Source organism: Deferribacter thermophilus, from assembly GCF_049472675.1.
Classification (GTDB): Bacteria; Chrysiogenota; Deferribacteres; order Deferribacterales; family Deferribacteraceae; genus Deferribacter; species Deferribacter thermophilus.
This window is the reverse complement of record NZ_JAPNXM010000002.1, coordinates 177,861-191,763: the sequence shown is the minus strand read 5'-3', so window position 1 is coordinate 191,763 and position 13,903 is coordinate 177,861. Positions and strand designations below refer to the sequence as shown.

Here is a 13,903-nt window from a genome sequence, read left to right as displayed (position 1 = left end):
AAAATTAATTTTTAATTCAAGCCAAAATCACTCAGCAGTTTATCTACATCTTCCTGACTTACTTCAATTTTTTCACCTTTGATTTGTTTTACTTTCATATAACCTAATATGGCACCGAACTTTGCGCCAATCTCTTCAACATAATTAATAATTTTTCTAATTTTTTGCTCAGTAATATCTTGAAATTCCAATGAATTAAGCATCTCAAAACCCATGCTATCAAGATTTGATATTCTCTCTTCAACCTGACCTAAAATTTCCATTGCACTATTTTCATCATTCATATTAATTACATTTTCAAGATTGCTGACTAAATTTTCCATATCTTTATATATTTCTATCATTTTTTCAGTATTGTTCATAAGGTTTAAAGCCGCATTTTCCGCTTTTTCTGTAACATCATCTAATGACTCTTTAACAGTAGGAATTTTTTTAGATGAATCATCAATTGTTGGCTCTAACTCATCAATTTTACCTTTTGTTTCTAATAAAAGTTTTAAAAGCTCACCTATCTCCCCTTTAATATCAAAATCTAAATCAGTTACTTCACCATTTATAATCTTATCTGCAATACTTTTAATCTCTTCTAGAGAATCTCTTTTAATAACTAATAGCGTATCACTTAATTCTTCCTCTTTTTGTTCTAAAGTTATATCTACTTCAACTGAATTTTCATTTGTATCATTTTCAACTATTTTTTTTTTACTTTTTTTCTTTTTAATTAGCTCTTCTGTTTCTTTTTCTCTTTTTTCCAATTCCGCAGCAATCAAAGCATCTAAATCCTCTTGTGTAACCTGATCAGCGCTTTCATTATAAATTTTTTCACTTTGTTCTAGAGCATCATTAAGGACTTCTTCTACAGGAGTATCTACACCTTTTTTCTTCTTTTTTATAAGCTCCTCTGTCTCTTTTTCTCTCTTTTCTAACTCAGCAGCAATTAAAGCATCGATGTCGTAATTGTCTTCATTAACTTCATTAGTTAACTCATTATTTGTCTCAATCTCTTTTACAATATCTTCCTGTTTTTCTTCACTTTTATTAGAATTAGATATAGTTGAGCTTGCAGTGGTTGAAACTTCATTTTCGTCCACAACAGCACTATCTGCACTATCAGTTTTAGAAAATTTCTTTTTTAATTCACTCTCTTCCTTACTATCACCAAAAATAACTCTATCTATATCTAACAAAATAATTAATCTTTCGTTATATTTACATATTCCTAAAATATACTCTTGACCTATTGTACCAACCAATGGTGGTGTAGGTTCTACTATACTTTTAGTTATTCTCATTACTTCCGTAACTTCATCAACTACAAACCCAATACTTTCCTTTTCAAAATTTACAACTATAATCCTAGTATTTTTATCAAAATCACTTTTATCCAAATTAAACCTTAATCTTAAATCCACAACTGGTATAACTTTACCCCTCAAGTTCATTACACCCAAAACAAAAGGGTCAACCCTAGGAACAGAAGTAATTTCTACCATTCGAATAATTTCTTGAACTTTTAAAATATCTATTGCATATTCTTCATCGCCCAATTTAAAACCTACTAACTGTATAACTTCTTCCTCAACCAAATCTATATCAAAATCATTTTTTTCAACCATATTATTACCTTGCATATTGCACCTCACATATTTGAAATTACTTTATCTGATATTTCATCAAATCTTTCCTTTATAAATCTATTATCGGAATAATAATAAAAAGGTTCAAGTCTTTTTAACGATTCTTGTATTTCTGTATCAAAAGGGATAAAACCTAATTTCTCTATTTGAATATTTAAATATTTTCTTGCTACAGTTTCAAAACCGAAAAATACATTTAATTCTTTTTTAAACTTTAACATATTTAAAACAAGTCCAACCCTATAGGAACTTATAAGCTCTTTTACTTTATCAACATAATTACTATCATAACCCTTAATATCTTCTAAAATATCTTCTACCCTTTTATAATTCTTGCTTCTACTCTTTAATCTAACAGCTACTTTTTCCAATAAAGGATTATTTTTAATAAGTTTTTCAATTACACGATAGAGAGATATTTTTAAAAAACCATACGAATTTTCAATTGATGTTGGTTCACTGTTCAATATAATCACTTTTTTGTCAGCAAAATTGAAAAAATCTAACATATTATAACTTGTACCAGCACCTAAATCCATTACTACATAATTATAATTTAATCTTTTTAATGTATTAATTATTTTTAATTTTTCATAATTTGTAATATGTGCCATTCCTAAAATATCACTAGCACCACCTATAAAATCAACTTTTGCTGGAGTTTTTATAATTATTTCTTTTATATCTAATTTGTTTTTCAAAAATTCATATATACCAACATTAGCAACCTTTAGCCCAACAAAATTATGCAAATTAGCACCACCAAGATCACCATCGACCAATAATGTATTAAACCCCTTGTTATTTAAACTTATAGCGAGATTAGCAGAAAAAAAACTTTTACCAACCCCTCCTTTACCACTTGCAACAGCAATTATTTTAGTCACCTACCAGCCTCTAAACTTTTTCAATAACAAATATGATACAATATATACAATAATGGATGAAATAATACCCACAACATGTGTCCCCACAAAAAATGGTATTAATATCTCCTTAATATTAGTAAAAAGTGCTTGCCATGTCAAATTACTCCAATTTATCGAAATAGTAACTTCTAAATCGGTTATCCAGAGACCGACTTTATAGCAAAATGCATAAATAAATATTAAAGTTAAAGGATTAGTAATATAAGCACCTAAAATTAACGGATAAATAGGAAAATTAAAAACATAAGCAACAGCTATTGCCAAAACAGTATGAAAACCTATATACGGTGAAAAACCAATAAAAATACCTAATGCAAAAGAAAATGCAACTACATTTGCACTTCTATTAATTTCAAAAAGTTTTTTTATCTTAAGTTGTAACTTATTTATATACCCCTCTTACTCTATTATTGCATGTTTTATAACATCCTCAAACTTTTCAACAAAAACCAGTTCAAATGACTTTCTTATATCTTTATCTATTTCCACTAAATCTTTTTCATTCTTTTTAGGTAGTAGTACCTTTTTTATATTATGTCTTTTTGCTGCTAATAGCTTCTCTTTGAGACCACCAATTGGTAAGACTTTCCCTGTAATTGTAATTTCTCCCGTCATAGCCACATCTTTTCTTACAGGAACATTTTTAAAAACCGAATATATTGCAGTAGCAATTGTAATCCCAGCTGATGGGCCATCTTTTGGAATAGCACCGGCTGGAACATGCACATGTATATCATGTTGATCAAATAGATTTTCATCAATGCCATAATTTGAAGCAATTGATCTTATATGGGATAAAGCTGCCCTAGCAGATTCTTTCATCACATCCCCAAGCTGACCTGTTAAAATAAGGTTACCTTTCCCTTTGTATTTTGTACACTCTACAAAAAGTATCTCACCCCCAAAAGGTGTCCAAGCAAGCCCAGTAACAATACCAATCTCATTATTTTTCAACTCATCTTCATCTAGAAATTTTACTGGACCAAGATATTTCACAACCACTTTTTCATTTATTAGAAAATTTGTTTTCTTATTTTCTGCATAAAGCCTTGCCGCTTTTCTACATATTTTTCCAATTAACCTTTCAAGGTTTCTAAGCCCTGATTCACGAGTATAACCTGTAATAATCTTCTCAATTGCTTTCTTTGTAAACTTTATCTGTTTTATATCTAGCCCATTTTCTGTTACCTGTCTTGGGATTAGATATTTTTCTGCAATTTTAATCTTATCCTCTTCTGTATAACCAGGTAGATAAATAATTTCCATTCTATCTTTTAAAGCAGGAGGGATAGGATCCAAATAATTGGCCGTAGTTATAAACAACACTTTTGATAAATCAAAGGGAACACCTAAATAATGATCCACAAAACTATTATTCTGCTCTGGGTCAAGTACCTCTAAAAGAGCAGAAGCTGGATCACCCCTAAAATCCATCCCTATCTTATCAATTTCATCAAGCATAAAAACTGGATTGTTTGTCCCACACACTTTAATACCTTGAATTATTTTACCTGGCATAGCGCCTATATATGTCCTTCTATGCCCCCTTATTTCTGCCTCATCTCTCATCCCTCCCAGTGAAATCCTATAAAATTTTCTTCCCATAGCTCTTGCAATAGATTTTCCAAGTGATGTTTTACCTACACCTGGCGGACCTACAAAACATAAAATCGGGCTTTTCATATTTGGATTTAACTTCCTAACAGCTAAAAACTCTAAAATCCTCTCTTTTACCTCTTTTAATCCGTAGTGATCTTCATCGAGGATTTTTTTAGCATGAGTTAAATCAAGATTATCTTTACTACTTTTACTCCAAGGAAGCTCAACTAACCATTCTAGATAAGTTCTTATTACTGTTGCCTCTGCAGAATCAGGATGCATTTTAGATAATCTATCAAGTTGCTTTTTAGCTTCTTCTCTAACATCTTTAGGCATTTTTGCCTTTTTGATTTTCTTCTCAAACTCTTCAATCTCTTTTTGAAAGTCATCTTCCTCGCCAAGTTCTTTCTTTATAGCTTTAAGCTGCTCTTTTAAGAAATACTCCCTTTGACTTTTGTCAATCTCCCCCTTTGCCTCATTTAAAATTTTTTGCTGAACCTCTAAAATTGCTATTTCCCTATTCAAAAAATCTGATACTTTTTTAAGTCTCTCCACAGGATTGACAATCTCTAAAACTTCCTGTGCTTCTTCGATTTTCAATCCAATATTTGCCACTACAATATCAGCAAGTTTTCCTGGGTCATCCAGAGTATCTATTATTGCAAGTAAATCAGGCAACATCGGTTTTCCAAGATTTACTGCTTTACTAATTTGCTCTTTTACATACCTAATTAGAGCTTCGACATTTAAATCCTTTTCAACCTGAATTTCATCAATAGATTTAACCTTAACTTTATAAAAAGGTTCATTTTGAACATATTCTTCTATCTCGCCCCTTTTTAAACCCTGAACTAAAATTTTTACCCTGCCATCAGGAAGCTTGAGCATTCGCAAAATCATTGCAATACAACCAACTTTATAGATATCATCTGGAGTTGGAGCTTCTATCATTGCATCTTTTTGTGCTGCTAAAAAGATCAATCTATTAGAATTTAGAGATTCATCAATTGCAGCAATACTTGAATCTCTACCTACAAATAAAGGTAACACCATGTATGGGAAAATAACTATATCTCTAACTGGTAATAAAGGTAACTGTTCTGGAATTTTTATATCCTGCTCTAAATGCTCCATTATTCCTCCTTATAACTTCTTATCAATAGTAATTTCTAACACTCCATCTTTTAAAACAGCTGTAATATTATCTTCATTTATATTTTCAGGTAATTGAACAACTCTTCTAAATGGGAAAAAATCTCTTTCCATACGCAAAAAATTGACTTTTTCCCCTATCCTAATATCGGACTTATACCCCTCTATAATAAGGTTTTTGTTATATAAAAAAACCTTAAAATCTTCAAGCTTTACACCAGGTAAATCAACATAAATTTTTATTTTGTCATTGGTTATTGCAATATCCATCAAAGGGTAATTACTTTCAAATACACCTTTTTTGCTTAGAATTTTCTCCAAAACTTCTAACAGATCAGATAACTCTCTGTTTATTATACCATGAATTATTCTAATTTCTGGGATATTTGACATAGTTTCCTCATAAAAACTTATTTTTAATTATTTGAACAAGATAATCTCTAAGATCATCACGCTCTAAAGCAAAATTTATTATAGCATCTAAGTAACCGTTCACATTACCACAGTCATACCTCTCACCCTTAAAAAGATAACCAAACACTTTACTGGATATTGCTTCTTTCTTAATGGCGTCTGTAAGCTGGATTTCTCCCAGAGCACCAGGTGTAATTTCACCAATATTTTTCATTACATTTGAATCTAATACATATCTTCCAATTATTGCATAAGTTGACGGTGGATTCTCTTTAGGCTTTTCCACCATATCGTCTAATAGAAATAATCTTTCTTCTATTTTCTCTTTTACAGAAACAATCCCATACTTTGAGACATCTTCCATTTGCACTTCCTGTAAAGCTACTACACTCTTTTCAACTTTATTATAACATTCAATAAGTTGACCAATGACAGGTTCTTTGCTTAACATAACATCATCTGGTAATATAACAGCAAAGGGCTCATCACCTATAATATTTTTTGCACAATAAACAGCATCCCCCAAACCTCTCTGCTCTTTCTGTCTTATTGAAACAATTTCACAGCAATTAGCAAGCTCCAAAATTTTTTCTAGCTCTTTCTCCTTGCCACCCTTTTTTAATATTTCTTCAAGCTCAAAATTCTTATCAAAATGGTCTTCAATAGATTTCTTGTGTTTAGATGTAATCAAAACAATTGTTTCTATACCAGAACTAACGGCCTCTTCTACTGCATATTGAATAACAGGTTTATCTATCAGAGTAATCATCTCTTTTGGAATAGCCTTAGTTGCAGGAAGCATCCTCGTCCCAAAACCAGCAGCAGGTATAATAGCTTTCCTAACTTTTTTCATTATAACCCCCTTAAATTATTGAATCAAAATTCCAGCATACCCTACCACCTGAGAATAATCACCATTTACATAACCACTATGAGTATGCTCAATTAATTTAGCTTCTTTAGCACCAAATAGTTTTGCCAATTCTATCCCCACTATTGCAGGATATACACCACACATGCTTATATCTTTACTAAATACAACATCATAAAGCCCCTTTGAATCCAAAGCTAAAATATTTTCTATAGCCATCATATCCTTTTTATTTGTAGTCTCAGCATCTTCATAATGATTGAAATCAGAACTCACCACTATAGTAAACTCTTCATCTCTAACATTTTGATATATCTTTTCTGCCAGCTCTATGCACTGATTATATCTCATTGGCATCATTGTAATTGCAGAAAAAGTTATATCACCACTAAAATAATGTAAAATAGGCAAGATAACTTCTAAAGAATGCTCTCTAACATGTGCTACAATATCCTCTTTTATATCTTCAACAAGCTTTAATTTACTATTTAATACATTATCTACTTTCAAAATTCCAAAAGGGGTTTCCCACTCACCATCTGGGAATAGTGCAACCTTTTCTCCAAATCCAGTGTGATTTGGACCAAGCATCAAAACTTTCTTTTTTAAATTAATAGAAGATATAGTTTTTACTGCAGTCTTTCCTGAATAAATATATCCTGCATGAGGAACAATGGCTAAGATTGCATCACTTTTCTGTTTTTCTTTGTTTTGTTCAAAAAAATTTACTAGTTCTTCTCTATTATCAGGATAAAAATAACCTTTTACTACCGCTTTTCTAAACATAAAAACCTCTCCATTTTCTCAAACCACTCCTCACTGAGTTTTGCAGAAATGTTCAACAAACTATAGTCATTTACTAATATTAAATTATTATTGTCTATCTTATATTTCAATACCCAGGGATTATTATTTTTCACTATCTTTCCTAACTTACTTATTTTAATTTCATATTTATTAGCATGTTTATATAAATTTTTAATGCTGAATTCATCGTTCGAAGTAATAAAAATAAGATAATCATCTCTTTTAAAAAATTCAATGTGATTATCCAATATATAAAATCCGTTATCAAAAAATATATCTGTTATCTCACCTTCTACTTTGTATATTGAAAAAAGATCCCCTTTTATTCTATATTTTTCAGAAAAATTATAATGAACAAAAGGGGCTATAATATTAGTATTAACTTTTTCTTTAATAATATCTTCTAAATCTCTTTTCTCAGTATCATTTATTGGATTATATTCTTTAAAGTTTTTTGTTTTTTTCAAAGCTTTTATAAAGGGAAGATTATTATCTTTTGAATTAAACACTTTAGTAAATAATCCTTTTTTCAATTTAAATATTGATTTATCATTATACTGACTATCAATAGTAGGCCTAACAACATTAACATTTGATTCATCAATAATATAAATTCTTTCAATAAATTTTGGAAAAAACAAATCATCTGAAGTGAACAATACTTTATTACCTTTTCTCATCAATATCTTACCAAGTTTATGAAGATTTGGGGATGGATTGTGAATAATAAATTCAGTAAATTTTAAGCTCATTGTAGAATGAATCTCTCTCAACAGGTATAAGATTAGCTGATTTTATCATAAAAACTAACTCATCAATTGTTAACCCTTCTTTACTTTTTGCACCAGCAGAATGTGTTATCCTTTCTTTCACAATTGTACCATCTAAATCATCAGCCCCAAATTTTAATGCTACCTGTGCTGTTTTCTCACCCAACATAACCCAATACGCTTTAATATGTGGCACATTTTCCAAAATAATTCTTGATAATGCTATAACCTTAAGATCTTCAACTCCAGTAGAAGGCTTTAAATTTTTTAAAAAAGTATTTTCAGGATGAAAAGATAATGGGATAAATGCTACAAACCCTTTTGTTTTTTCCTGCAATTCTCTTATTTTTTCTAAATGTCTTATTTTATCATCTAAGCTCTCAATATGGCCATAAAGCATAGTAGCATTTGTCATCACTCCTTCTTTATGTGCAACTTCCATAATCTCTAACCATCTATCCCCACTTATTTTTTCTGGACAGATAACTTTTCTTACCTTTGGTTCAAAAATTTCAGCCCCACCTCCAGGCATCATATCTAAACCAGCTTTTTTCAACCTTTTTAACACTTCACTAACTGATAACCCAGATATTTTAGTAAAATAATCTATTTCCACAGCACTAAAAGCTTTAATAGCCTTATTAGGAAAGTGATATTTTATACTCTTAACCATATCTACATAAAATTCAAACTTTTTATGAGGATGAAGCCCGCCAACTATATGAATTTCATTTGCCTCACTCCCTTTTTCAGCAATATAATTAACAACCTCATCTATGCTCATCGCATAACTTGAGTCATCCCCTTCATCTTTCGCAAAAGCACAAAATTTACACTTACTAACACAAATATTTGTGTAATTAAGGTGTATATTTTTAATAAAAAAAACTTTTTTACCCCATTTTTCTTCTTTTATCTTGTTTGCTTTTTTACCTAACTCTATTAGATCATCCAAGTGTAAATCTACCATTTATACCCCTTTTTCTTTAACGCTGATTTAAAAGCTTTCACAATTTCTGGATCAAACTGAGTGCCGCTACACCTATCTAATTCTTCTATTGCCCATGTTAATGTTCTTCTTTTTCTATAACTTCTATCTGTTGTCATAGCATCAAAAGAATCTGCTACCTGTAAGATTTTTGCACCCAATGGAATTTCTTTATCAGTTATGCCATAAGGGTAACCGCTGCCATCCATCTTTTCATGATGATACAATACATAATCAGGAACATCCCCTAAAAATTCTATAGGCTCAAGAATATCTTTACCATAAACAGGATGTTTTTTCATCTCATTAAATTCTTCGTCAGTCAATTTATCTGGTTTAACAATAATATGTGTAGGTACACCTATTTTACCAATATCATGCAATAACCCTGCATAAGTCATAACCTCTTTGAACTTTTCAGATAAACACATCTCCTCAACAATCATTAAAGAATAATTTTTAACATTTTCTGAATGCCCTCTGGTATAATGATCCTTTGCATCAACAGCTATAGCTAAAGAGTTAATCGTTTCATAATAACCTTTAGCCAAGTCTTCGTAAGTATACGAATTTCTTAAAGCTATAGAAAATTGATTTACAAATATGGAATATAATCTTTTATCCACATCTGAAAAAATGGTTGTACCCTTTTTTACTATAACAAAAATCCCCCATATAAAATTTTCAAAAAACATTGGAATAACTAAAACATTATAATCTTTATCATCAATTGATATTTTGTTGGTAATAAACTCTTTTTGATAAAAAAGTTCGGAAGCAGTTTTAAAATTATAAGTAGAATCAATATTTTCTATTAATTTTTTATCTAATTTTTTAAAAACCTTTAACGCTTTTGTAAATATATGAATAAAATAACCTTCTACATTTTCATCGAGAAATAAAGATTTTTCCATAGCAGTCATAATATCTTCGTGGTTTAAAGTTTTATTAAAATATAAACCTAAATCATATATTTTAACAAGATGATTAAGCTCCACAACTTGTTGTTTTAGGTTTTTTGTTTCATAAGCCTTTTGTAACTTATTAACTAAATCTTCTACCTTAAATGGTTTAGTAACATAATCAAAAGCTCCTTCTTTTAAAGCTGCAATAGCATTATCTATGCTAGGGAAACCTGTCATAACAATAACTGGGATATCAGGAAATTTATATTTTATTTTCTTTAATAAAGTAATTCCATCCATTTCAGGCATTTTTATATCTGTAATAACAAAATCAAAATACATATTTTCCAACATTTCTAAAGCCTTATATCCATTATCTACATCCACAACATCATAGTTTTCCGTTAAAAGTATAATTTTTAAACTATCTCTAACATAATCCTCATCATCAACTATTAAAATTCTAATCTTATCTTGAGACATATAAAACTCCTAAAACTTCCCAATATACACAGGTATATTTAAAAAAAGATTATATGTAAAGTTTATCAATTTGTCTAATATCCATGGGAAAAATATTATCAAAGCAACAACAACAGCTAATATCTTAGGGATAAAAGTCAATGTCATCTCTTGTATTTGAGTAACTGCCTGAAAAATACTAATTAATAAACCCACTAACAAACCAAAAATAAGCATTGGTGCAGCAATTAATATAGTCAATTCCAATGTCTTAGTAGTAATTTCTATCACAAAATCAGCTGTCATATAACACCCCTAATAAAAGCTCTTAACAATCGAACCTACAATCAAACCCCAACCATCAACTAAAACAAATAGTAAAATTTTAAAAGGTAAAGATATCATCACTGGTGGTAACATCATCATACCCATCGATAACAATACACTTGCTACTACAAAATCAATAATTAAAAATGGTAGAAATAACAAAAAACCTATTTCAAAAGCTGTCTGTAATTCACTAGTTATAAATGCTGGAATTAAAACCATATCAGGTATATCATCAGCTGTTCTTGGTCTTTTTACTTTTGCAATCTCAATAAAAGTTAATAACTCTTTTTTGCGAGTATTCTTCAACAAAAATTTTCTAAGAGGCTTTTTAGCTTCTAATAGTGCTTGAGTAAAACCTAATTTTCCATCTAAATAAGGTTGAATAGCATTTTTATACATATCACTAAAAACCGGAGACATAATATAAAAAGTTAAGAATAAAGCCAAGCCTATCAAAACTTGGTTTGGTGGAGACTGCTGTGTCCCCAATGCACTTCTCAAAAAAGAAAAAACAATAATTATCCTTGTAAAAGAAGTAACCATTAATAAAATAGCAGGAGCAATGGTCAAAATAGTAATCAGCAAAATAATCTGTAAAGTAATTGCAACATCATTTGGACTATTTGCTGTATCAAAACCAAATCTAACAGCGGGCAAAGGGATAGTATCAGCAGAAAAAACTAATTTAACTTTAAATAAAAACAGCCAAAATAAAATTAAATTTATCTTTTTCTTAATGACTCCACCTTCTCCTTAACAATTGTTTTAGTAACTTCTACCTCATCTTTAGTAAGATTTTTCCCAAAAAACTTCAAATAACTAGAAAAATCCTTTTTCTTAGCAAAACCGGTTCTTAATCTCACCATTTCATTTTCATCAACTATTTTATCTATTAAATTTACACCATTATTTGTATAACTTAAAACATAAAGATAATTTTCAAAATCAACAAAAAACAGTGTAACCCCTGGATAAATATCGAGCCTACCCAACACAGAACCAACTCCAGGAATACTATCATTAATTTTTCTTCTATATATTTTAGCAATTATTTTATATAATATTAATATTAGAACGATAATGAAAGCTAAAGAAATTATAATACGCAAATATGGAGAAGTAACCCCTCCTTTTAATTGATTAACATTTTTTACAAAATTTACCTTACCAATCAAAAAACCATTTTGAAAATTAACATTTGTATCTAATATATTTTCAACAAACTCTATCTCTAAATAACCTTCCCCTTTATCGTTATAAACTTTTATGGATGAAACAGGTATGCCTAAAAATTCCTTGTTAATCACTTCATTAATTTCGTGGTCTAATTTAAAAATAATTTTATTTTCTTCTACAACTTTACTAATCAACTTTACATCTTTATTTACTTTGAATTGGAAATTCAAACTATTATCATCGATCTGATAATCAAAAGCAAATAATCTACTCGAAATTAAAATGACAAAAACAATATTTAGTATTTTATTCATAAAGCCCATTTCGCTTTTTCTCAATAATATTATCTAAAGTATAAATATCAGAAACACGCACTGCAAACTTTTCATCAATAACCATTACTTCACCCTTTGCAATAGGCCTGTTTTCAACTAAAATATCTACCGATTCACCAGAGGTCTTGTTCAGTTTCACTATAGATCCTGTATGCCAATTTAACATTTCTTGTATTGTAACCTTTTCTCTTCCAAGCTCAACAACCACTTTTAAAATTATTTCACCGAATTCTTCTTTAACTTTTTTAATTTTTTCTTCCATTTATCACCTATTGAGCAACAAATTCAGTAAAATATATATTTTTCACTGTACCACTAGTTAGAATCAGATTTATTCTTCTAATTAATTCTTGCTTCAATGCCAGCTTACCTTGAGCAGTACTCACCTCAGCGTACGTTTTTGAAGAAAGAACAGTTAAAATTACATCTCTTATCTGAGGTTTTCTTTTATCCATCTCTTCTTGAACCTTTTCACCATCAAGTTCTAACTGCATAGTCACTTTTAAATACCTAGTGCCCCCTGGATCAGCTAAATTAACTATAAATGTATCTAAAGAATATAGCGGACCTATTGTAGGTTCAGCCTTAACCTCTTTCTTTTTTGAAGCCTCTTCAGCAGCTTGATTGTCTGCTTTAGGCTTTAAAACAAAGAAATAAGCTGCCCCACCACCTACTACCAATAACACTACTAAAATTATAATGATAAGTAGAAGTTTCGACTTTTTCTTCTTTTTCCCACCTTCTTCTTCCTGTTGTTCTTTTTTTTCTTCATCAGCCATTAAAAACCTCCACCTTCATTTTCCTCAAAGATATTTTTATGTGATTCTGCAAGTTCTGGACTTACAAAGTTTATCTCAACTCGTCTATTTTTAGCCCTATTTTCAGGTGTAATATTTGGAACAAGTGGGTGATATTGGGCATATCCAGCAGCACTCAATTTTTCAGGTTTTACACCTCTACTAACTAAAAATTTTACAACAGATACAGCCCTTGCAGTAGATAACTCCCAGTTTGATGGATACCTAGGAGTACTGATAGGAATATCATCGGTATGACCTTCAACCAAAATATTGTATGGCGTATCTCTCATAACTGCAGCCAATTTTTCTAAAATAGGTATAGCAGAAGGTAAAATTTCAGCACTACCAGGGGCAAACAAAACAGAATCCATAATTCTTACAGAAATCCCTTTATCAGTCTTAACAACAGAAATCTGGCTGCTTAAGTTCGCTTGCTCAATATAATTTTGTAATCCAGAAAGCATCTGCTCCTGACTTTTTTTAACTTTATCTACAAAATCTATTTTAGTCAATATTTCTTCTTTTCCCATCTCAGATTTTCTTCCAGCCTCTAACACACCTAATGCGCCCTGTAAAGAACCAAGTGCTTCTTTAATTTTCCTTTGATCAAGAGATGCCATAGACAATAACAACACAAAAAAGGTTAATAGTAAAGTGGTCATATCTGAAAATGTAACCATCCACTGAGGTGCCCCCGCTTTACACTCTTCACATTTTTTTTCAGCCAT

16 protein-coding genes are annotated in these 13,903 nt (G+C 30.1%); all 16 read right to left on the bottom strand.

The annotated features are described in order from the left end of the window. Positions 1–11 precede the first annotated feature (11 nt). The 16 genes from OWM07_RS03080 to OWM07_RS03005 are packed head-to-tail and all read right to left on the bottom strand — an operon-like array spanning position 12 to position 13,903. On the bottom strand, positions 12–1,631 hold the full coding sequence (locus OWM07_RS03080; RefSeq protein ID WP_423302198.1) for a chemotaxis protein CheW: 1,620 nt from the start codon (positions 1,629–1,631) through the stop codon (positions 12–14). An 8-nt stretch (positions 1,632–1,639) separates the two neighbouring features. Continuing rightward, positions 1,640–2,524, bottom strand: a complete 885-nt coding sequence (locus OWM07_RS03075) for a P-loop NTPase (protein ID WP_423302197.1) — start codon at positions 2,522–2,524, stop codon at positions 1,640–1,642. After that, positions 2,525–2,935 carry a DUF2062 domain-containing protein gene (locus tag OWM07_RS03070; protein ID WP_423302279.1) on the bottom strand — a complete coding sequence of 137 codons (411 nt, stop codon included), beginning with the start codon at positions 2,933–2,935 and terminating at the stop codon, positions 2,525–2,527. 30 nt (positions 2,936–2,965) lie between these two features. Then, a complete protein-coding gene (lon, locus tag OWM07_RS03065) occupies positions 2,966–5,299 on the bottom strand; it encodes an endopeptidase La (RefSeq protein ID WP_423302196.1) in 2,334 nt (777 codons plus the stop codon). A gap of 9 nt (positions 5,300–5,308) precedes the next feature. Then, positions 5,309–5,710, bottom strand: coding sequence for an Hsp20/alpha crystallin family protein (locus tag OWM07_RS03060; RefSeq protein WP_423302195.1), 402 nt, complete (start codon positions 5,708–5,710; stop codon positions 5,309–5,311). A gap of 7 nt (positions 5,711–5,717) precedes the next feature. After that, on the bottom strand, positions 5,718–6,584 hold the full coding sequence (gene galU, locus OWM07_RS03055; RefSeq protein WP_423302194.1) for a UTP--glucose-1-phosphate uridylyltransferase GalU: 867 nt from the start codon (positions 6,582–6,584) through the stop codon (positions 5,718–5,720). Between the two features lie 15 nt (positions 6,585–6,599). Beyond that, on the bottom strand, positions 6,600–7,388 hold the full coding sequence (gene amrB / locus OWM07_RS03050) for an AmmeMemoRadiSam system protein B (protein ID WP_423302193.1): 789 nt from the start codon (positions 7,386–7,388) through the stop codon (positions 6,600–6,602). Beyond that, complete coding sequence (locus tag OWM07_RS03045; RefSeq protein ID WP_423302192.1) at positions 7,370–8,161, bottom strand: hypothetical protein; 792 nt, start codon at positions 8,159–8,161, stop codon at positions 7,370–7,372. Before OWM07_RS03045 ends, amrB begins: the two co-directional genes overlap by 19 nt. After that, positions 8,142–9,149, bottom strand: coding sequence for an aminofutalosine synthase MqnE (mqnE, locus tag OWM07_RS03040; RefSeq protein WP_423302191.1), 1,008 nt, complete (start codon positions 9,147–9,149; stop codon positions 8,142–8,144). Before mqnE ends, OWM07_RS03045 begins: the two co-directional genes overlap by 20 nt. After that, positions 9,143–10,555, bottom strand: coding sequence for an HD domain-containing phosphohydrolase (locus OWM07_RS03035; protein WP_423302190.1), 1,413 nt, complete (start codon positions 10,553–10,555; stop codon positions 9,143–9,145). Before OWM07_RS03035 ends, mqnE begins: the two co-directional genes overlap by 7 nt. Positions 10,556–10,564: 9 nt before the next feature. After that, positions 10,565–10,840 carry a flagellar biosynthesis protein FliQ gene (gene fliQ, locus OWM07_RS03030; RefSeq protein WP_423302189.1) on the bottom strand — a complete coding sequence of 92 codons (276 nt, stop codon included), beginning with the start codon at positions 10,838–10,840 and terminating at the stop codon, positions 10,565–10,567. A 9-nt stretch (positions 10,841–10,849) separates the two neighbouring features. Further along, a complete protein-coding gene (gene fliP / locus OWM07_RS03025) occupies positions 10,850–11,581 on the bottom strand; it encodes a flagellar type III secretion system pore protein FliP (protein WP_423302278.1) in 732 nt (243 codons plus the stop codon). Between the two features lie 5 nt (positions 11,582–11,586). After that, complete coding sequence (locus tag OWM07_RS03020; RefSeq protein ID WP_423302188.1) at positions 11,587–12,354, bottom strand: hypothetical protein; 768 nt, start codon at positions 12,352–12,354, stop codon at positions 11,587–11,589. Next, complete coding sequence (locus OWM07_RS03015; RefSeq protein WP_423302187.1) at positions 12,347–12,637, bottom strand: FliM/FliN family flagellar motor switch protein; 291 nt, start codon at positions 12,635–12,637, stop codon at positions 12,347–12,349. Before OWM07_RS03015 ends, OWM07_RS03020 begins: the two co-directional genes overlap by 8 nt. A gap of 7 nt (positions 12,638–12,644) precedes the next feature. Then, on the bottom strand, positions 12,645–13,154 hold the full coding sequence (locus tag OWM07_RS03010; protein ID WP_423302186.1) for a flagellar basal body-associated FliL family protein: 510 nt from the start codon (positions 13,152–13,154) through the stop codon (positions 12,645–12,647). Further along, positions 13,154–13,903 (bottom strand): OmpA family protein, encoded by a 750-nt coding sequence (locus tag OWM07_RS03005; protein WP_423302185.1) that lies wholly within the window; start codon positions 13,901–13,903, stop codon positions 13,154–13,156. The genes OWM07_RS03010 and OWM07_RS03005 overlap by 1 nt, the downstream gene beginning before the upstream one ends.